This is a genomic window from Halanaerobacter jeridensis, from assembly GCF_016908315.1.
Taxonomy (GTDB): domain Bacteria; phylum Bacillota; class Halanaerobiia; order Halobacteroidales; family Halobacteroidaceae; genus Halanaerobacter; species Halanaerobacter jeridensis.
Genome location: NZ_JAFBDQ010000017.1, coordinates 29,819 through 51,240, shown reverse-complemented (window position 1 = coordinate 51,240; position 21,422 = coordinate 29,819). Strand labels below are relative to the sequence as shown.

The following is a 21,422-nucleotide window of genomic DNA, read 5'->3' as shown; positions in this document are numbered from 1 at the left end:
AAAACGAGGTAGAGATCTCAATGTTAGAGCGTTACTCCTAGATAGGAGTCGCAGAGATACTCCACCTCGCTACAAATAATTATATCATATCAAAGGTAAAAAATTAAGGTGAAGTACTTGCTTTCTATCTAGAAGTAATGTGCTTTACTAATAAAATATCACAATAGGAGGTGATTGTCATGATAACGTGGCTTTGTTGCAAGTGTTCTGAACGAAATCAAGGTGAAGGAGGAAGTTGCCAAAACTGCGGCCACCGAAATTGTACTAAAAGTAGATAAATTACAGTTGCTTCATATTATATTTCCAACTATATTCATCTTAAGATGAATATAGTTGGAAAGGATTAGTTTTAAAAGGAGTGATAATAATGAGAAGAAAATTAGCTTTTATGCTTGTCATTATAGGAATAGCAATTTTGTTCATAGGATGTACTAAACCTGCTGTTTTACAAACTGATTATGAAAGAACAAAAACCATTGGTCAAGAGCTAACAAAACAGACTAATCAGTTTGAGAAGAAAAAAAAGAAATTAGGAGAACAAATAACGTATGCGATTGCTCAGGTTAACGAAGATAAATCAAAATCTGCTCGAGAAAAGTTATTTAAAGAATGGGAAAAAGCAGTAAAAGAATATAAAGAGCTTAAAAAAGATTATGAAAAAATTGGTGAAAAGAAAGAAAAATATTTTAAGCAACTTAGTAAATTAACAGACCAAATTAAAGATAAAGAGTTAAGAGAAAAAAATAAGCTTAGAAATAATAAGTTAAATGAAAAATTTACTATGCAATATACCAAGACTGGTCAGGTACTACGAGAAATTAAAACAGTAATTCAAAGAGGTTCTGATTTAACAACATCTGTCAAAATCAGTCATGTAATTGGCGTAATTAACACTAATATAAATAAATTGGTAGACATAAGAAAAGAAGCCAAAAAATTGTTACAAAAATTACGGAAACTAAGAGTAAAAGGAGATAAAATTTTAAAAACTAATGCTAGTAAGCTTTAATTAAGTTAAGCAGGGCGAAACACTTGTTTCTCCCTGCTTAAAAAAGAAATAAGTATATATGAATAATAGAATTTGCTTCACAATTAATAAATAAATATATTTAATTTTTCAAGAAATGGGCAATTTTACTGACTATTATAAAATAAAGCCATTAAAAAAACCTGGAGGTGGATAAAATGACTAATAATTTAGAAGAATTATTTAGGGCAATTGATGCTGGAGACAGAAAACAGGTAAACCGATTGAGTAAAGAAGGAGAGATAAATACTACTTTAGAAAATGGAGTGACCCCCTTGATGATTAGCACTAAAGCAGGTCAATTAGAAATAACTAAAAAATTATTAGAGGCAGGAGCTGAGGTTGAAGCAACAAATGAAAAAGGGAAAACGGCCTTAGAAATTGCGATAAGAAATCAAAATCCGCAGCTAATCAACTTGCTGAGAAATTACGGTGCCGAATATGAACCTGATAAAACTGATTTAATGCAGGCTGTATTTAAAGGAGATGATGATAAATTTCAAGCTGAGTTAAAAAAATCTCAAGCAATAAATAAGAAAGATGCAGATGGACATACACCGTTAATTTGGGCCACTAAATTTGGTGATTTACAGCAAGTGAAGGCTTTAGTTAAGAATGGAGCTGATTTAGAAAAAGAAACCGCCCGGGGTCAAACAGCATTATTTTATGCTTGTAAACAGGAAGCTGAAAAGATAGCAAAGTTTTTAATTGACCAAGGAGCTCAAGTAAATAACTTTGATAATTTAGATTTTACCCCATTAATGATTTCTAAAAATATAAATATTGTAAAACTTTTAGTTGAATCTGGAGCAGAAGTGAATTATGAAACAGAACATGGTTTTTCTCCGTTAGGTATTGCTGCCAGCAGGGGAGACAGTGAGTTGGTCGAATATTTTTTAGAAAATTTAGATTTACAGCAAACAGAGGATAACGGGTTTAAGCCGCTAAAAAATGCAATTACTAATCAAAATCAGGCAGTGATACAGCAATTATTAGAAGCGGGCGTTGACCCTAACTATAAAGATAATGTTGCTTTGGATTATGCTATAAAAGAAGGCGAGGAGGAACTGATTAGATTATTGAAAGATTATGAGGCTCAATATCCTGAAGATAAGCCAGAATTATTGAAGTCTATATTTGAAGCTGATGATAATAAGTTTGAATTTGAGTTATCAACTACTTCTGTTAATAAAAGTGATCCTCAAGGAATTACACCATTGGTGTGGGCCAGTTACTTTGGGAATGTGGATTATGTGGAAAAGCTAATCCAGGCAGGAGCAAAGGTTAATTATCAAGCTGAAGAAATTGAAGTTACTCCTTTAATGATAGCAGCTTCAACAGTGGAACCTATCAAAGGGCATAAACAAGTGATTAAAATATTATTAAAAGAAGAAGCATTGACATCTGATGAATTTAAGAAGATTGTTCAAGTAGCTAATAAACGAGAAATCAGAGATTTTTTGAGAGAAAAGGTGGTGAAAAAAGATGGTAATTAATACTAATGCTTATAAGGAAGGCTACCAAGATGGATATGCTGATGCTCAGGCGGGAAAATCAAAGCAGTATAAGAAGAATATGCCTAAATTAAAAGCATTATTCAGTCAAAATGCGGTCAACACCTATATTGAAGGTTATGATGAAGGGTATCGAGATGGCTCCTGAATATCATTCCAGGCTGGTTAAGCCAGCCTGGAATAAATCAAAGGAATTAATAGGTAAATAATAAAGGAAAAACCTCTCTATATGTCTAATTTTGATATTAAGGATAGAAATGAAAAATAAAAAGTGGGAGGTTTTATTTATGGAGGAAGAAACAAAAAATCCAACAGAGGGTCTGAAGTGGATTAAAAAAAATAAAACATCAAATAATTTAATGGGATTAGCTAAAAAATTGATTATTAAATGTAACGATTTAGAAATATTAAAAAAGACTATAGAGCAGCATTTAGAAAAAGCATTTTCTTATAAAAATTCTAAGGAAAATTTTGAATCTGGTAATACAAATTGGAACTTTGGATATACTTTAGCTGTTACCGTATATGATTATTTAAATAAAGTCTTGCAATGTAGAAAAAAGCTAAACACATTTCTTTCTGACCAGGGGTATGATAGTAAAAATATTTTGAAGTTAAACTGGAAGGCAAAAGAAAATGAAGTAGGAGAAATTATAAAATTAAGTTGGTCTTCAGGAAAACAAAGAAAATTAACTGCTGAAATAGATGGGACTGAACGGGAAATCAAATATGTGAGGAAAGAAATAGCAGATAAATACATTCAATCTCATAATTTAAAGTCAACTATTGATTTTTTTTACAACAAACTGATAGAATATTTATATGGTGTTATAACTTATATAATTCAGTTTAAATTAAAGGATCATGCAAATTTTTTTGATATTTCAAATACAAATACAGTTTTGGAAAATAATTTTTTAAATAAAACAATAGATAACAATGATATTGAGAAAATTCAAAAGTATTTTTGGGAAGAAAACAATAAAGGAAAGTCAATAATTGAAGCTTTAGTAAAAAAAATTAATAGTAATTATGACCCTTCTCTAGGACTTTTTTCTAATTACTATAAAAGCATGATTTTAAATAAAATAGTAACTGTTTATGAAAAAGTTAAAAATAATAAGAAAATAGAAAACCTTGATGAGATAAAACAAAAAGCAGGTTCTAAAGAAAACAATTCTGAAGGTGCCAGGTCTGTTTATGATATCTTATATGATGGGGGAAAAAATGAAGAAGTGTTTGTAGATTTCTCTTTAGAAGAAGAAAAAATTGAAATTACTGTGGAGGAATTGAAACAAAAAACCATTGAACAATTCAAAGAATCTAAACAATCATTTATTAAAATTTGGTTAGAAGACGTAGGTTTAAAGTGGTCAGACCAAATAGATGAACTAGAAGAAGTAGTTAAACGAAACAAAGAATTTTTTTGGAAAGCTGTACTTAAATTTAACATTAAGAAAAATGGGTGTCTAAAAAAGAAGTTTCCAAAGAAAGTGACAGATATTTTAGGAGCATCGGTTAAAAATATATATCAAGAGGATATTGAAAAACTACAAAAAGAGGATGATATTGAAAAACTAGAAAAATCTAGAAATGATCTAATCAATGATTTAGTAGAAGAAAATATAAATGTAAAAAAACTTACAGATGAATTGCAAGATAAAATTAATACTAAAACAATTAAGAAAAAACTACTTATTTCTTATAAAAAATTAATAGAAGAGAAATTCAACAGTTCCTTTCCTGTATTTTACAATGTTTTCCTTGGAATTTTAGGTAAGTCAGATAATCAAGGAAATTTCAAGTTAGGTCTTGTAGCAGAAGAAAATGCAATGCCTTTGCCAAAAGCTAAATTAAAATTAGCAAATAAACTATTAAGATTTAAAGGTAATACTAAATTGAAGTATGGGTCTAATCTTGATGTGTTGGGCACTTTTGATATCGTAGGACATAAAGTCCGAAAGGTATTAGCAGAAGAATATGATAAACAAGAGTTAAAGACGATAGATGATTTTTTTGAAGCTCAAAAAAAAGATAAACAAGGTAATAAAGTTGATAAAATCAAATCTGTTAAAAAGGAATTAGAACAGATGTCGAATAATGATATTGAAAAAAAGATCAATTCTTATGCTGAAGAAAATTCTTTAAATTCAAAGAAAAAATCAATTTTAAGAGAGTGGCTAGAAGAAAGAGGTATTTATTTATCTTCGAAGGATTTAAATAAAACTTTTAAGATTGAAGCAAAACGATTTATTGGGGATAAGAAAATTTTTAAAGTTGAAAAATTACATGTTTTGGAGGATAAGAATAAGGCTAATAAAGTAAGTGGTGACGATTTATATAATTTAGAGATGAAATGCGAGGATATAGAAATAGATTTAAACCCCTTTTTAAAAAATAATAATTATTTTCAAGAGGAGAATAATAAAAAAAAGGAGGCTGAAAAAAAGCTTAAGCTCTTTTACACAAAGGGTAAGGGCAATTATAAGCTTAAACAAAAGTTTAAAACATTTAATATTTTCGGTGGAACCATGTTTGACCTATTATATTTAAAGGAACACTATTGGTTAGAAATTAACTATGATGAAAATTCTGCTGGTTTAACGATCAAGCAGAGATTAGTCGACAATTGGAATCGATTTTTGGGTTATATATTTTTTCCTAATGATTTAATTAAAGTTGAAGTTGAAGTTGATTCTGATACTGGTGAAAAAATCACGGGCAAACTGGGAGATAAATTATCAATAACTCCTCCCAATTGGGATACTTTGAAAATAAAGATTGTAAAAAGCGATAATAAAAGTGAAGATTTTATAAATGAAAGTAGTAAAGAAATATTCCCTTCAGTAAATCATTCAGAGGCTAAGGTAAATGAACTGATTAGAAAACAGATAAATGATTTTGTTAGTTATATTGGGAATGAAGTAACTTTAACGGTTAAAAAATTAAAGAAAGGAAAATTAAATAGATTAAAAGTTAAATTTAGTGAGGCAAAAGTTAACTCAAAAATACTTGCCGAAATTGATAAAACTCAAATCGATGAGAATGACACAGCTATTTTTGAAAAAGGGGCTAAATATGCTTTCGAAAAAGATAATGGAGCAGCAGTCTTAGTAGCTTTTCCTGATGATCATGAAACTAGAACTGTTTACTATGATTCAGATGATGACTGCTTTAAATTAAAATAATTTAGGAGGTTGGTTACCGTGGTAAATAAACAAGATTTTAGGGAAATAGATGGTTTTGATTTTGACTGCCTTTATAAAAGACAAATAGATAATAATCGATTTCTTAGTTATTTAAAAAATCAATTAGATTCTAAAATAAAAAGATTAAATACAGAATTTAATAAAATTAGATTATTTGAAGATAGTTATTTTATCTTTAACTTAATTACTGATAATAGATTAAATATTATTAATAAGTCATACAATCGAGTAATATTAGATTTTGTTTTAGAATTAGTATTAGGTGAGAAAAAATTTGAATTATTTAGTAAAAATAATTTGGGATTAGAAGTTGGCGAAAATCAGCTTGATTTTTTTCTTGATTCAAATAAAAAGAAAAAATTAAACCAAGCACTTGAAGATAAATCAGAAATAAATTGTTTCATTAAATTCAAGCAAATAGATCGTAAAATTAATAACACAGAAGAAAAGATTAAAAAAGAATTAAAAAACGAGGGACAAATTAATGAAGCACAAGAGTACAAACTAGAATTGAAAGATGATATAAAAACGAAATTACTTGATTATTTATATACAGGAAACCCATCTATTGAGCAAAAATTAACACAACAATTTAGTAATTTTAAATTTAGATTTAACTGTGAACAGAATTCATTTGAAGTTAAAAATACTAATGACCGGCAATTTACTTTAACTAGTAAGTTAGTTTTAATCGGAGAAAAAAATTATTTGCTTAATATTGCAGAGGTAAAAACTAATTCTGAAAACAATATATTTTCACCCATTTTTATAAAAGAACAAAGAGATAATTTAAAAGATGAGTTAAAAAATGAAGAAACGGATTTGAGTTTTGAAATCAGACTATCTAATATTATGATAGCAGATAACAACTATAAATTTATATTACCCTTTGATTATGATAAAAAGATGCGACTAGACTATCTTGCCTTTTTACAGGAACATTTTGATGCAGATGAAAGCTGGGCAGCAAAAGTGGAATCAATTTCTGATAGCCCTAGAAATATTACTAACTCAATCAAGTATCGTATTGACTTAGCTAAAAAAGAAATTAAAATTACAACTAATGATAATAAAGACTTTAAACTAGATTATGACATAGTTATTGCTAATAAAAATGATACACAAGAAGAACTTGTTTTGTTTTCTGGTAAAAAAGAAAGTGATTGTGGGCTAATAGTTCAACAATGGGATTATAATGATATCAGTCAAGATAAGAAAGATTTGGCTAGAAGAATAAAGAATAAGCTGGAACAAGATTGTGATCAGTTTAAAATTTATATTAAAGTTTATGAACTTAAGTCGTTATAATTTATATTAATTGAAAAATTGGAGGTGAAAGTATGAGCTTCAGATTAATCGCTAAAAGTGATGAAGATTATCATCAAATACCAATTTCTATTAATGAAGTTGAGACAACTGAAAAAGAAAATAAAGTAGAAATAACTAATCACAATTTAGAAGAGTCTATAAAAGAAGAATTATCTGATAGTTTTAGATCCTTTTTAAATAAGGAATTATATCTAAAGCCATTAACAGTAAAAATTGAATTTCAATTAAATAAAAAAATAAGTCAATTGCAAGGAACGGTAGCTCTTTTCTTTGCTTTATTATCTCATCTTAGAAAGAATAAAGGAAAAAATTATTATAATAGATTTATAAAAGAAGATAAAGAATTAGGGTTTGAAGAGGGATGGCATGACAAAAGCAGTGAATTTCAAAAGTTAGTAGAAAAGATATTTAAAATAGCTAAAAATAAAGAAATAACTGTATTAGCTAACTTTGACCAAAATATAGATCAGAAAAAGATAATCAATATTTTATCCGAATTAAAATTTAACAATTGCTTTCTCCAGGCTAACTATGGCTTAGTTGATGAATTAATTAATAATCCCAGTTTTGACTATGATTTAAAGCAGTTTGATCCGCTGAATATATCTTCCTTAAACAAATCTAAAACAATTTATTATTTTAGTTCTTTAAATCAGCTAGTAACCGGAGCAAGATACCGAATTTTCCTGGCTAGTAAAAATAAATCTAGCAGTACCTTTATAACTGTAATATTGAATCGCTCCGGGGAAGTAACAGTACCTGATAGTAAGCTGAACTGGCTTAGAAACAGTGGAAAAAAAGTAAAATCAGTTATTGATGAAAAAGATTTAGTTAAAGATGATAACTGGGGCTTTAGCTTAAGGATAAGCAAAGATGAGAAAATTACAGGTCAATCAGGTACTCTGGCTGTCTGTTTTGAGATTTTAAGGAAGTGCTTAACGGATAATTTTTTAAAAGAAGATGTACGAAAAGACATAAAAGAGATAATTGATTCATTTCCTCCCGGCAAGACAGCAGTTATCTGCAATTTCATAGAGAATAAACCTGCCAATTCGGTTAAGGTTAAACAGAAGCTACCTGAGATTAGGCGGTTAGGATTAAATCAGATACTGGTAGAAGATGATTTGGTAGTCAAAGTAAAGCAAGAAGTAAAAAGTCAGTTTGACTGGAAAGTAAAGGTATCTCCAGTAACTAGTTTAATTGGTAAATTACCGCAGTATGAAGAGTTTATCTACCAGCTTTCTTCAGTAAATAACTTAGAAGGCAACTGCCCGATATTTATTATGCAGCAAGGAGAGATAAGTAATCAAAAGTCAGTTGTAATTAAAGATTTGATGGTTACTCCTGCAGATGATATCGATCAAAAAGCTAAGTTCCGCACTTACGGTCAAGTAGACGAAACTTCTTTAGGAGGACTTAAGGGTTCTGCTAAAACAGCAGTAGATATTTTGAGAAAAAGATTAGATTTAAGTTACAGCTTTATAATAGAAGTCTTAGATTTACAAGAAAAAAATTTCATTGGTAAAATAACAGGAAGGTCAGCCGGATTTAGCTTTTTGGGTGCTTGTTTATATGAAATTTTTGAAGATTATAATAGTAAATTTATAAAAGAATATAATAGGACAGCCTTGTTAGCTGGACTTAATTTTCATCATCAAGAATTAGAAGCAGTAGGAGCAGATATTAATCTAAAAGTTAAAAAAGCAAATAAGCAGGGCTATACTAAGATTTTTATGACCAAAACTGATTATGAAGCAAATTTAAATCCTGAATATAAGAATAGAACTAATATTAAAGTTATCGGCTGTACTTTAGATGAATTCTTTACTAATCATTTACAATTGGCTAAAGTAGAGGAAGCTAAGAAACAAGATGAAGCTAAGCATTTGCTAGAAAAAATTAGAGTAAGTACAAAGGATTATTATCAAAAGCTAAAAAGTAAACGATTTGAACATATTGATATTTCAGAGATTATTCTTCCTGAATCAGAACAAGAAACTTCGTCAGAACAAGACCTTGATACAAAAGTAGAATTAAAGGCTGAAGAGGTTGATTTGATTGCTAGTATTGAAAGTTTATGGGCAGGTGAAATTAAGAATGCCGTAATTTTGGGTTCAGGCGGAATGGGGAAAACGGTATCACTTTTAAACTTATGGAAAACTTATAAAAGGCAGAAGGAGAAACCAGTTCCATTTTTTATTCAGCTTCATGATTATAATAATTATTCTAAAAGTAAAAACTTTATTATGGAGCAAATTAAGGAAAATTATCTTAATCAAACAGAAATTACTGAAGATAAATTAAAAAAAATGATGGATAAGCCAATTGATGATATTCCAGCAGTTATATTACTGTTGGATGGATTTAATGAAATTACTGTTGATGAGAAAATGAATTTATTATCTGAAATTGAAAAGTTTAATTTGTACAATGGAGTGCAAATTGTAGTTACCAGCAGGCATGATATGCAGACCTTTAACTGTTTTGACGGATATCATCAGTTAAATCTAATCAATTTAAAAAACGAACAAATTGAAAATTATTTAAATAAACAATCAGTAGATCTACCGGAAGAAGAAAGAATGTTAGATTTAATTAGGAATCCGATGATGTTAACTATTTATGCTAAAACTTATAAACAGAAACAAAACAGTAAGATTGCTAATAAAGCATTAGATTTTAAAGATAAGGTAAATAGTGCTGGAGAGCTGCTGTGGGATTTTATTGAAGCTAATTTGCTCGAAGTTTATAAAAGTAATAAGCAAAAGAATGAGAAATTATATCATAAGTTAATCATTAAGCATATAGTAGCTTATATTGGTTATTATATGGAAAAGAAAGGTGTTTTTAGCTTAAATAAAAGAAAGTTGCATGAAGTTATAAAATCTAGCTGTAATAAACTTTCTAATCCTTATTTTTATGATACAGATGATAATATTGAATATGAAGAGGTATGTGTTTATTTAAAAAAATTGAATGCTAGAAAAAGAAAAGAAATTTTAAAAATCATTGTAAAAGAACTACTATTATTAGTTGAAGAAGATGGAAAATATAGGTTTTTTCATCAAATCTTTAGGGATTATTTTTCAGCAGTTCATATTGTTAATCAGATTAAAATTGATTTAGATAATGGCAAAGATAAAATTGAAATTTTAGAGAAAAGAAAATTTGGAAAAGAAGTAAGAAAGTTCATTGGAGAGTTAGAAAAAGAGTATTATATTAAGCCAAAATTAAAAGGGAAACAATGGAGTATATCACATTACAATAATTATAGAACAAATTTACAAAGAGCTATCGAGTGTTACAGAGGTAGATTTAAATCAAATATAGGATATGCTGTTTGGAATATCATAGAAATTTGGAAAGATGTGCGGGGAGAATTAACAGAAGCTGATTTATCAAAATTAAATTTAACAGATTGTAATTTACGCGGAGTGAGATGTAGTCGATTAGATGATTCTGGATATCTTACAGCAAATTTTGAAGGGGCTAAATTGAATGGAAACAATTTTCTCTCTATAGGTCATAAGGCTGGGGTATTAAGTGTAGAATATCATCCAAACGGAGATAAAATAATATCTGGTTCAGCGGATGGTACGATAAAGGAATGGAATCGAAAAAGTGAAGATTGTATTATAACTTATAATGAACACGCAAATTGGGTATTAAGTGTAGAATATCATCCAAACGGAGATAAAATAATATCTGGTTCAGCAGATGGCACGATAAAGGAATGGAAGCGAAAAAGTGAAGATTGTATTATAACTTATAATGAACACGCAAATTGGGTATTAAGTGTAGAATACCATCCAGACGGAGATAAAATAATATCTGGTTCAGCAGATGGCACGATAAAAGAATGGAAATGTGGGAAAAAAAATAGTATCAGAACTTATGAAGAACACGAGCATAGTGTAACAAGTGTAAGTTATAGTCCGAAGGGGCAAAAGATAGTGTCTGGTTCAGAAGATGGTACAATAATGGAATGGAAATGCGGGGAAAAAAATAGTATTAGAACTTATGAAGGGCATAAAAACAAAGTAGTAAGTTTAGAATATCATCCAGACGGAGATAAAATAATATCTGCTTCAGAAAATGGTACAATAATGGAATGGAAATGTGGAAAAAAAAATAGTATCAGAACTTATGAAGGGCATAAAAACAAAGTAGTAAGTTTAGAATATCATCCAGAAGAGGATAAGATAATATCTGGTTTAGCAGATGGCACGATAATGGAATGGAAATATGGAAAAAAAAATAGTATCAGAACTTATGAAGGACATAAGAAAAGAGTAGTAATGGTAGCATACCATCCTGTAGCGTATCATCCAGACGGAGATAAAATAATGTCTGGTTCAACAGATGGCACGATAAAAGAATGGGGACAGAATAGAAAAGATTATATTAGAATTTATAATAAATATAGTGTGGATATAATTGATGTAGCTTATCATATAAAAAATAATAAAATTGCTTTAGCCTCAGGGGATAATACAATAAAAGAGTTTAGTTTAGAAGATAATAAATGTGTTAGAGTTTATGATGATTATGATGTTTCTATAGAAAAAATTGAATATCACCCGAAAGAACCTAAATTAGTTGCAGGATTAAAGAATGGCACAATAAAAGAAATTGATACAATAACTGGAAAGGAAATTAGAAATTATAAAGCCCATGATAGTTTTATAACAAATGTAGTATATCATCCTAAAAATAATAAGATGTTGTCTACTTCAGAAATGGGACCCTATACCGATTTTAAAGAATGGGATATTAGAAGGGGAGAGTTAATAAAAGTATATGAAGTTTCTATTCCTAATGTGAGTGATGTAGCGTATCACCCAAAAGAACATAAATTAGTAATAGCAGGAGTAGAAATGTCAGGAAATAATATAATAGCAGAATTAGATAGTAGAAGTGGAGAGATTATTAAAACTTATGAGGAATTTCAAGAAAAAGTAACGAGTGTAATTTATCATTCAGAAGAAGATAAAATAGTTTCAAAAGGCAAAGGAAGGGACGGAGAATTTTATATAAGAATTTGGGACGTTGATGAAGAAAGGTGTATTAAAATTAATGAATATAAAAATAAACTTACTATGATGTCACATTTTAAAAAAATAAATGATTTTACTTGTTATCCAGGAATAGATATTTATTTTCAATTTAAAAATCAAATTAGTCTAATAACAGGTTGGCAAAATGATACTATCTTCCCTATTATTCATCCTAATATTATAAACATTTCAGGTATTTTACTGCAAGGTTGTGATTTATCTAATCTACACCCAGAAAGTGCATTTACACTTGAGATTCAAAAACAATTAGAGTCATATAGAGTGGAAGTGAATTACAATAAGTTTAAAAATCTTTTTTATACAATTAATCACTTTAATTTTAGTATATTTAAGAAACTTTCTCCGCTTAATTTGGAATTTTCTGATATAATACATGGGATAATATTGTGTGTTTTTTTAGGGTCGCTTAGTATAGTCATGAAAAAGTTAAAGGAATCGACTGTATTTACACTATTAATAAATGGGTTAACAAAAGTAGCTTGGATATTATTTTTAAGCATTTTTTTTATTTCTCATATGATATATAATATTATAATTGAAATTTTAAATGACTTTGATCTTTAAAATTTAAGAAAAACTGTATAACTAATTATAACCTATCTAATACCTTATTATAAAAAAGTTAAATTAATTTTCAAGAAGGAGGAAAAGTAAAATGAAAGAAAAGATAAATAATAAAATAAAAAAAATATTAAAATTTTTAAAGAAATACAGCTTGATTTTTTTCAAAACTATAGGGAGATTACTGATAATTTTAATAGGAATAGGAATACTTCTTTTAATTTTGATTTTACTTTTTTTTACTCTTCCAATTTTAGAAGAAATAATTAGTTTTTGGACTAGCGGTCTTAAATGGGAGACATATAGCTTGCGTTATAATATAAAATATTTTTTTCAATATATTCCAAGTATAATTTCTAATTTTTTAGTTTTCTTTTTAGCTTTTTTACTTTTTACTAATAACGAGGAAAAAACCAAAAATAATAAACAATTAAAGCAAAATTCAGAAAAAAAAGGAGGGCAAGAAAAAAACATCTAATCTTTGTCTAGATAATGCTATTTCAAAGAAAAATAAAATTTCATCTTAATTAGAAATCGACCTTAGTCAGGTCGGTTTTTTATTTTTTGAATAAAATATTCCAAATTATAAAGTTAATGCTTCCAATAAATTAATTACAATATATCTAATTTTATTACTAAATTATTTAAAAGGTTTAATAAAAAAACACAATTTTTTATTGAAAATTTCTTGAATACAAAAGCTAGGTTAACTATTACTATAACAAATAAAAAATGAGGTGGTAAAATAAAATACCTATTTGGTCTGCTTGGGTTTAATCAATTATTTGATTTTATTGGGGGCAATATTATTTATAATGGTTTATTTTTATTCAATGTTATCCTTTTAGTTTCTAGCTTAAAACTGACTAAATATTGGAAACTATTATATGAAGGATTGAAACTTGAATCTGAATTAAAGAGAAATAAAGAAAATCGGCTGAAAATATTGCTGAAATTAAAGCAAACTTAGAAAGGAGTGGTAGTAATGAATAAGCTTGATAGCAGCTGTTTAGGTAAAGAATTTGATGCTGGGGGGGAAGCAATCGTATATCAAGTAAAAAACTCCAATTTAATAGCTAAAATTTACCATAAAAATAAGCTAAACAAAGACAAAATAAACAAAATTAAAATAATGGTTGATAAATATCAAAATAATAAGTATCTAAAAGAGTTATTTCTAAATAAGCAACCCCAAATCATTTGGCCCACTAAATTAGTAGTAGACAAAGGTAAAGTGATCGGCTATGCTATGAAACAAGTCAAAAATCCACTTCCACTATCGAATCTAATAGAGAATATAAACATAGGTAAATATAAAAAAAGCTTTTTTTCGTTTCAAGATAGGGTCAAGATAAGTTTAAAAATTATAAAGGGAATTAAAAAGCTTCATCAAAATCATATTTTTGCTGGAGATCTCAATGATAATAACATCTTAATAACTGAAGATAAAAACGTTTATTTCATTGATAGTGATTCTTACCAATTTAAGGAAAGTAATAAACTCTACAAATGTAATGTAGCGATGCCAGGGTTCTGTTCACCTAATTTTTCGCCAGGAGAAAAATTAAATGATAAAGATGATATTTTTGCTCTAGGTATTATAATATTTAAATTGTTTTATGATAATCTCCACCCTTTTCATGGTAAGGACAAAAAAGGTAGAAATTTGAAAGTGCAGCAAAAAATTAATAAAGGATTATATCCTCATACATCTAGAAATATAAACCCTTTAGCAAAATTCAAGATATTATCAAAGCAGCTTGTTAATAAGGAATTATGGGAATTATTTAAGCAAACTTTTCAAAGAAATCAAAGAAGTAGACCCTCACTAACTGAATTGTCTAAGGTTCTAAAACAATATTTAAACGAATTAAAAGAATGTCCAATTAATTCCAATCATTACTATCATTATAAAAAAAATAAATGCCCTTGGTGTGAATACAAGGTAAAGATGGGGGAAGAAGTCTTTCCCGAACCTAAAACTTCAAGTTCCACAAATAAAAACCGCAAAAAAAACAAATCTACTACATTTTTGAAAGAGGTAGAAAAATTAAGAAAGCAAAGAATTGCTGAGGCGAAAGTGAAATATGATTTATATCAACCTGAAAAAGATAATTGGAGAAAAGCTGTGAATTCTTTAGCAAATGGAGAATTATAACTAAAATAAATTTTTCAAAAAAAGTAACCAAAAATTTGAGAATCAAATAACTTAAGTGTCAATTATAAATAGTAAAGGGGGGGGATGAAAAGACTGCTCTCTAATTATGAAAAAATTACCAATAGAAAATTTAATATCTCAGCAGTAGAATTGTCTATTAAATTAATGAAAGTTGAACCAAAACTTTAAAAGGAGTGATAAAGATGACTACTAATGAAGAAGTTATTGAAGGAGAAGGCTTTGGAGATGAGTTAACAACTAATACTAATGACCGCTTCAATTTGGTATTTGTGGTTGATACCTCTGGGAGTATGACCGGTGATATTGAGGAATTAAAACAGGGATTACAAACATTGGAGAAAGAGGCAAAAAATGATCCTAAAATTCAGAATAAAGTGAGGTTCGCTGTAGTTGAATTCGGAGGGAAAGTTAATGTGTTACATCCCTTCACCGATATGGCTAATTATCAGAGTCCTGGTGATAAGTTATCTGCTGGGGGCGGTACTCCACAGGGCCAAGCAGTTAATTTAGCCCTGGAGATGATTGAAGAGGATAAAGAAAAATATCGCACCAAAGGCATTGGATATCACCGACCTTTTGTTGTAGTTTTAACAGATGGAAAACCGAATGGTGAAGATTTCCAAAAGTCGGTTAATAATGTTGTTGCAGCAGCTAATCAAGATAAGGTAGTCTTCTTTGGTTTAGGAGTTGATTCTGCTGATATGGAAAAACTCAAGAAATATAGAGAAGGAGTTAAGGAGGATCATAAAAAGAATGTTAGAATTGCCAAGGTTAAGAATAAGCAGTTTGAAGGGGTATTCAAATTGCTTTCAAATTCGATGAGCAGCAAATCACAATCAAATGATACTGAAGAGCAGCATGATGTTACTGAGGGAACAGAGCCATTCTTTGAACCTGCTTAAAAAGGAGGGGATATCCCCTCCTTTTTAACTACAAATTAGTAAGGGGAGGTTATATTTATGAATCTGGATTACGATTATGCTGATCTATTGATGAAAGGTGTAGATTATAAGCAATGTGATGATTATACTCTAGTAGCAAAAAAAGAGAACCTGATAATAGCTGTAGTTAACGACGGAGCAGGCAGCAGACAGCATTCCTATCTAGGAGCTGAATATTTAGCTAAAGCAGCTAAAAAAGTTATTTTTGCTCAGCCCGAATTAGTTAATCAAGCTAAAGATGAAAAAGATGATATAGACCCTCTGATATCAAACATCCATAAAACATGGTGTAGAAAAATTGCCTTTGCCATTGATAATTTAGAAGACAAGGAAGGTGTGTTTGCTACTACTTTTAATTTGCTTGTTTTGAATTTAGATACTAACCTGGGTTTTTCCTTTCAACTCGGAGATGGTTATCAAATTAGATTAAACTCAGCCTCTAAGATAAATTCTGCGGCAGATAAACAAACGGGGGGGATAACTAAACTGCTGCCTGGGCATAACGGTGAGTTTGCCAATACTACTTTATTTTTAAATTTAAGAAAGAGGTTAGCAGAGGTGCAGAAAAGAACTTTTTCCTTAGAAGAAAACTTAGGATTTATAATTGGATCAGATGGTTTAGATGGGCTATTAATGAATCAAAATAAAGTAGACCAAAATAACTTGGTTTATTTAATGAATCAGTTTCTGAATAATGATTTGCAAAAGTTGATTCCCAAGCTAAAAATATTCATTCGACATGAAAGATCTCAGGGTCATTATGGAGATGATGTAGGAGCTGTATTTATTATTAGAAATTTTACTAATAGTGAAGAGGAGGAGGATAATAATGAAAATTGATGTGAAAAGATTAAAAAACAAATTAAAGCAAACAACCACAACACAAAAAAGAGATTACAAAGTATTCTTTCTGGGGCCTTCAGGAGTGGGAAAAACATCGTATATGACAACTGCAATTCAAGCCTTAAGGGATAATAAATATTTGAAAATTGAGCATCAAAATGATGATAGTAACTTTAAAAATAGATTAAACAATATGTATAACGAACTATGTGAAGATGGTAATTTGCCTGGCACTAGCAGAGTAGATGAAGATTGGCAGTTTAAGATTAAATCCTCCAACAACGAATATATTCTAAATTGGACTTGGCAAGACTACAGAGGAGGATTGCTAAATAATGCTAATAAAATTGCTAAAGCTATTCAAAATCAAAAGTCTAGTTTTTCTAGAGAAGTAAAAAAGGTTATTACTCAATTACAATCATCATATAGCATTTTCTGGATCATAGATACTACTCAAAACCTAGCTAAAATAAAACAGCAAATTCAAGCTTTTAGCGATTTGATCCGGATCACTTTAACTACTAACCCTCGTCCAATCACTATTTTCCCAATTCTTACTAAAGTCGATTCTTTTGCGTTAAACACAAATTGGTTTGGACTGCGCCGCTGGAATACTAAAAAGTTAAGAACACAGTTGAGACAGGTTGTTGACCCAATTAGAAATATGGTTAAGAACTTGAAGAATAATTCCAAAATAATAGGAGGAATTGCGTATCCTAAGTTAAATAAATATTCAGATATTGTAATAGCAGGTACAGCTTATCCTGTTAGTGTCTATGGTCGTTCTGCAGTTGAAGATCGAGCTGGAAATATGATGATTGAAGATGTAGAGGAATTGAAAAGTTTTCAGATTTTAGCACCTATTAAGAAATTTTTCAAGTTAGTACTTCATCAGTATAAAGAAAATGAGTTACCAATTAACTTGGAAAAATTAGAAAAGCAAAAGGAGGTAATACATCAGAAAAGTAAGACAAGTTTAATTAGAAAAGTAACTACCAAAGCGAATCCAGTTAACTGGTTGACGCATCATGGTAGAAAAAGAATTACTAATTTTAGTCAAGATCATCGAGAATTAAAAGAGGTTCTGAAGCATAGCAAAAAGTTAAAAAAGCGGATTGAAGCTAAACAAACTGCTATAGAAAATTTTATTGACAACTTTGAAAAGCAAGAGAAAAAGAAACTTATTTCTTATAAACTATAGGAGGGATATTGATGGGGGGAGATAATTTTATTTTACCAACCAAAACGGTAGTTGAACGGGAATTTATTAATGATAATCAAGACCAAGCAATTATAAAACCAGAAACATCAGAGGAAAGATTCACTCAAAAAGAATCTGATCAGCAGGCGAAATTAACAACTAAAGATAAAGAGATTGTTAAAAAAATACTGGCTTTGAATTTGAAAGAGAAACAAGAAGATTACAATTCAAATTATAAAGTTTATCATACTAGAAATAAGCAGGATGACTATTATTTTGCCAAAAAACCTAATTTTTTCTCAGCCAAATTAGAAGATAACTTGTTGAAATTAAAACAGATGAGTTACTACCACTTAATAGATGATAATGGATTTTATCTTTATAATTATCATAAATATTGGGTTTTTAGTAATGTTAGAAAAACTCAAAAAACAGATCATGTCGGTCGAAGAATTTATGATTTACAGGGTTATATTTATCCAGCGGAGGAGATTAGTGTTCAACAGGTTTTAAGTTACTTTTTAAGCTATGATGAAGTAAATCTTACTAATCATAATTGCCAATACTATTATAGTCTATTAAGAAAAAAAAGAAATAATTCTTTAGGGACAAATCTGGAGTTTAATAAGAAAAACTTATTTTTATTATTTTATAAGATGATTATAAATAGTCGCTTAGAAAGCTTTGGGATTGGGCTTAAAGAAAATAATTTTGCTGATTACCAGTTTAACTACAAATTTTTTAGGAATTGATTATCTTATTAGTCTATTATTCAAATAAGTAGAAAAAATAAATTTTCAAAAGGGGTGGTTTTGATGATGGAATTAGAACCCGAACAGCTTACTGAAGACGTATTACAGAAGGTTGATGAAGAATCAAAGTATAATGTTGATTTGACCATTTGTTTAGATGTCACTGGCAGCATGAGAGGTTTAATAGCCGATGCAAAAAAAGTTGCTTTCACTTTTGGTCCAGCTTTATTAGAAAAGATGGAGGAAATGAAGAAACCGATTAATGATTTACGAGTTAAAATTCTAAGTTTCAGAGATTATACGCATGACGCTGAGCCTTTGCAGTCTTCCCAGTTTTTCGATTTACCAGAAGAAGAGAGTGACTTAGAAGCATACATTGAGGGATTAGAAGCTAAAGGCGGAGGCAAAGCACCCGAAAGTTCTTTAGAAGCTTTTGATCAAGCACTAACTACTACTGAGTGGGCAACTAATAAAGCTAATGCTCGCCATGTGGTGGTATTATTAACTGACGCTCCCCATCGCAGTTTAGAGACTATGGCGGAAAAAGATATTTCTAATTATCCAGCAAATATTTCTGCTTCTAAAGAAGAATTAGAAGAAAAATGGAATGATGATTCAATAATTGACCAGAATGCCAAACGACTTGTTTTATTTGCTCCAGCTCAAAAGAATTGGAAGAAGATTGCTAATTTCGAAAATACAACTTGGGAGAGGACAAAAGCTGCTAAAGGATTAACAGAAACTGATTTAAATCGCATTGTAGCAACTGTATGTCAAAGTATTGGAAAAGCTGTTAATAGTGATAATAATTATAATCAAAATGATGTTGATACAGCTTTTGAAGAGGTGAATTAAGATGAATGAAATTTTAAAAATCCATTTAAAAGGGGGAGGGAAGGAGCATTGTGAAGATGCTCCGCCCCTTTATGCTACTTATAAAGATTTAGCACTTATTGCTACTTTTGATGGTATGGGAGGGTCGGGTAAGCAATCTTATAAACTCTCAAATGGGGATTGTTATACAGGGGCATATTTAAGTTCGCGGTATACGAAGCAAATAATATCTAGCTATTTTGATAGAAATAAAGAAACTTTGCATTCTTTAGATACTAATTACAATAATATAATTGATTTTATAAATAGTTTGAATTTTCAAATAAAAAAATCATTGACCACTTATTATAATGAAAAATTAACCAAAAATAGAAAAGAATTTGTTGCTAGTTATTCTTATAAGTTACCGACTACTGTTTCTGGTTGTTTTTTACAAAATTTGACTAATGAAAGTTCTAAGATTATATCTTTTAATGCCGGTGATTCAATGACTTATTTGCTATCTCCTCGTGCTTTAGTTCCATTAACAACAACAGTTAATCGATTATATAATACTACTGCTGGAATAAGCAATTTTATTAATTTAAGTACCGATTTTGAATTGAATATATTTAAAGTTAGAATCACAAAACCATTCATTATAATTAGTTGTAGCGATGGCTGTTTTGATTTTACTGGTAACCCTGTATTTTTTGAATATTTAATAGTGAACAATATATACAAGTCAAAATCATTTGTAAACCTAAAAAGAAATCTAAAAAAATTATTTAGAGCTAAAGCTCAAGATGATTGTTCACTGATCCTATATTCAGTTGGTTTCAAGAAATATGAAAATTTAAGATCAATTTATAAATCTAGGTTCTTAAAATTAAAAAGATATGCTAATTTATTAATTAAGAATAATCAGAATTATGATAAACTCAATAAAATTTATAAAAAATTTATTGAGTGGGAAAAATTAAGACTTATTAAACAATTAGGGGGTGGCTATTATGAACCTGGAGAAAAGTTTTGGGAAAATAAGTGTAAATGATAAGCATTATACATTATTAGAGCCTTTTTCAGCAAAAAATGGCGGAAATTGTGAATGGGCTGTTGCTATGGATTCTGCTAAGAATAAAAAGTTTATTAAAAAAATATTAGCTCCCAAAAAATCGCCTGCTAAATTAGAAAAATTCAGCCTATATAAAAACAAGTTAATAAAAATCAATAATAGATTAAAGAAGGTAGAAAAAAATAATAACAAAGAAGAAAATTCACAACAAAAGTTGATTTATGCTGATACGTATTTTGAAGCTAATAATTTTATCTATAAAATAACTAATTTTTTAGAAAATATAGAACCAATGACTAATTTGAATAATCTAAATTTTGAATTTAAGTTAGATTTGATGGTAGAAGCTGCTAAATTAATAAAGCAAATTCATGAAGAAAACATTATTCATGCTGATTTAAAGCCAGATAATATCGTTGTTAGCAAAATAAATAAATCTGAAAAAGTAAGAATTGCTCTTAATATCATTGATTTTGATGATAGTGTTGTTAAAAAGGATATAAAAAAGAGCAATATAGTAACGGATTTAGCTTATTCAGCACCTGAGGTTATTATAATCAGCAGTGCAAATTTAAAGGAGGAATTTGGGGTCAAAATAAAAGATATCACCCCAAAAATAGATGTGTTTTCATTAGGACTTATTTTTTCTGAATTATTATTTGGTAAAATTCCTACTACAAAAGAATTTTCATTAGGAAAAGATTCCATTTTAAAGATTACAATATCAAAAGGGTTTAAAATTCCAAAAAGTTATCGGATTTATATATTGCTTAGAGATATGCTGGAATTTAGTCCTAGTAAAAGGCCAAATAGTAAAGAAGTATATAATCGTTTATTAGATATGAAAAAGAATAAGACGGCTAAAAAAATAAGTTGGTTTTAAGGATTATTATTGGGAAT

At 29.0% G+C, this 21,422-nt stretch carries 15 protein-coding genes; all 15 read left to right on the top strand.

Going from position 1 to position 21,422, the window contains the following annotated elements:
* Positions 1-367 precede the first annotated feature (367 nt).
* Entirely contained in the window at positions 368-1,009 is a 642-nt protein-coding gene (locus JOC47_RS13110; protein WP_204702562.1) for a hypothetical protein, read from the top strand.
* Positions 1,010-1,185: 176 nt separating this feature from the next.
* Positions 1,186-2,523, top strand: coding sequence for an ankyrin repeat domain-containing protein (locus JOC47_RS13105; protein ID WP_204702560.1), 1,338 nt, complete (start codon positions 1,186-1,188; stop codon positions 2,521-2,523).
* Positions 2,513-2,689 carry a hypothetical protein gene (locus JOC47_RS13100; protein WP_204702558.1) on the top strand — a complete coding sequence of 59 codons (177 nt, stop codon included), beginning with the start codon at positions 2,513-2,515 and terminating at the stop codon, positions 2,687-2,689. The genes JOC47_RS13105 and JOC47_RS13100 overlap by 11 nt, the downstream gene beginning before the upstream one ends.
* A gap of 139 nt (positions 2,690-2,828) precedes the next feature.
* A complete protein-coding gene (locus tag JOC47_RS13095; RefSeq protein ID WP_204702556.1) occupies positions 2,829-5,729 on the top strand; it encodes a hypothetical protein in 2,901 nt (966 codons plus the stop codon).
* An 18-nt stretch (positions 5,730-5,747) separates the two neighbouring features.
* Positions 5,748-7,058: a hypothetical protein gene (locus tag JOC47_RS13090; RefSeq protein ID WP_204702554.1), complete on the top strand. Its 1,311-nt coding sequence runs from the start codon at positions 5,748-5,750 to the stop codon at positions 7,056-7,058.
* A gap of 32 nt (positions 7,059-7,090) precedes the next feature.
* A complete protein-coding gene (locus JOC47_RS13085; RefSeq protein WP_204702552.1) occupies positions 7,091-12,721 on the top strand; it encodes a WD40 domain-containing protein in 5,631 nt (1,876 codons plus the stop codon).
* Between the two features lie 91 nt (positions 12,722-12,812).
* A complete protein-coding gene (locus JOC47_RS13080) occupies positions 12,813-13,196 on the top strand; it encodes a hypothetical protein (protein WP_204702550.1) in 384 nt (127 codons plus the stop codon).
* 507 nt (positions 13,197-13,703) lie between these two features.
* Complete coding sequence (locus tag JOC47_RS13075; protein WP_204702548.1) at positions 13,704-14,876, top strand: protein kinase domain-containing protein; 1,173 nt, start codon at positions 13,704-13,706, stop codon at positions 14,874-14,876.
* 203 nt (positions 14,877-15,079) lie between these two features.
* Complete coding sequence (locus tag JOC47_RS13070; protein ID WP_204702546.1) at positions 15,080-15,799, top strand: vWA domain-containing protein; 720 nt, start codon at positions 15,080-15,082, stop codon at positions 15,797-15,799.
* Positions 15,800-15,856: 57 nt separating this feature from the next.
* On the top strand, positions 15,857-16,678 hold the full coding sequence (locus tag JOC47_RS13065) for a protein phosphatase 2C domain-containing protein (protein WP_204702544.1): 822 nt from the start codon (positions 15,857-15,859) through the stop codon (positions 16,676-16,678).
* Entirely contained in the window at positions 16,668-17,882 is a 1,215-nt protein-coding gene (locus JOC47_RS13060) for a hypothetical protein (protein WP_204702542.1), read from the top strand. Before JOC47_RS13065 ends, JOC47_RS13060 begins: the two co-directional genes overlap by 11 nt.
* 11 nt (positions 17,883-17,893) lie before the next feature.
* Positions 17,894-18,634, top strand: coding sequence for a hypothetical protein (locus tag JOC47_RS13055; protein ID WP_204702540.1), 741 nt, complete (start codon positions 17,894-17,896; stop codon positions 18,632-18,634).
* A gap of 63 nt (positions 18,635-18,697) precedes the next feature.
* Positions 18,698-19,489, top strand: coding sequence for a vWA domain-containing protein (locus JOC47_RS13050; protein WP_204702538.1), 792 nt, complete (start codon positions 18,698-18,700; stop codon positions 19,487-19,489).
* Between the two features lies 1 nt (position 19,490).
* A complete protein-coding gene (locus JOC47_RS13045; RefSeq protein ID WP_204702536.1) occupies positions 19,491-20,501 on the top strand; it encodes a PP2C family serine/threonine-protein phosphatase in 1,011 nt (336 codons plus the stop codon).
* The gene (locus JOC47_RS13040) at positions 20,461-21,405 is read left to right on the top strand and encodes a protein kinase domain-containing protein (RefSeq protein WP_204702534.1); all 945 of its coding nucleotides are present in this window, start codon (positions 20,461-20,463) and stop codon (positions 21,403-21,405) included. Before JOC47_RS13045 ends, JOC47_RS13040 begins: the two co-directional genes overlap by 41 nt.
* The last annotated feature ends 17 nt before the right edge of the window (positions 21,406-21,422 follow it).

What these genes read in the sequence shown, in the direction of transcription:
- JOC47_RS13060 (WP_204702542.1), top strand. Translation starts at nt 16,668, where the DNA reads ATGAAAATTGATGTGAAAAGATTAAAAAACAAATTAAAGCAAACAACC.
- JOC47_RS13040 (WP_204702534.1), top strand. Translation starts at nt 20,461, where the DNA reads ATGAACCTGGAGAAAAGTTTTGGGAAAATAAGTGTAAATGATAAGCAT.
- JOC47_RS13105 (WP_204702560.1), top strand. Translation starts at nt 1,186, where the DNA reads ATGACTAATAATTTAGAAGAATTATTTAGGGCAATTGATGCTGGAGAC.
- JOC47_RS13050 (WP_204702538.1), top strand. Translation starts at nt 18,698, where the DNA reads ATGATGGAATTAGAACCCGAACAGCTTACTGAAGACGTATTACAGAAG.
- JOC47_RS13045 (WP_204702536.1), top strand. Translation starts at nt 19,491, where the DNA reads ATGAATGAAATTTTAAAAATCCATTTAAAAGGGGGAGGGAAGGAGCAT.
- JOC47_RS13095 (WP_204702556.1), top strand. Translation starts at nt 2,829, where the DNA reads ATGGAGGAAGAAACAAAAAATCCAACAGAGGGTCTGAAGTGGATTAAA.
- JOC47_RS13110 (WP_204702562.1), top strand. Translation starts at nt 368, where the DNA reads ATGAGAAGAAAATTAGCTTTTATGCTTGTCATTATAGGAATAGCAATT.
- JOC47_RS13100 (WP_204702558.1), top strand. Translation starts at nt 2,513, where the DNA reads ATGGTAATTAATACTAATGCTTATAAGGAAGGCTACCAAGATGGATAT.
- JOC47_RS13065 (WP_204702544.1), top strand. Translation starts at nt 15,857, where the DNA reads ATGAATCTGGATTACGATTATGCTGATCTATTGATGAAAGGTGTAGAT.
- JOC47_RS13080 (WP_204702550.1), top strand. Translation starts at nt 12,813, where the DNA reads ATGAAAGAAAAGATAAATAATAAAATAAAAAAAATATTAAAATTTTTA.
- JOC47_RS13085 (WP_204702552.1), top strand. Translation starts at nt 7,091, where the DNA reads ATGAGCTTCAGATTAATCGCTAAAAGTGATGAAGATTATCATCAAATA.
- JOC47_RS13055 (WP_204702540.1), top strand. Translation starts at nt 17,894, where the DNA reads ATGGGGGGAGATAATTTTATTTTACCAACCAAAACGGTAGTTGAACGG.
- JOC47_RS13075 (WP_204702548.1), top strand. Translation starts at nt 13,704, where the DNA reads ATGAATAAGCTTGATAGCAGCTGTTTAGGTAAAGAATTTGATGCTGGG.
- JOC47_RS13070 (WP_204702546.1), top strand. Translation starts at nt 15,080, where the DNA reads ATGACTACTAATGAAGAAGTTATTGAAGGAGAAGGCTTTGGAGATGAG.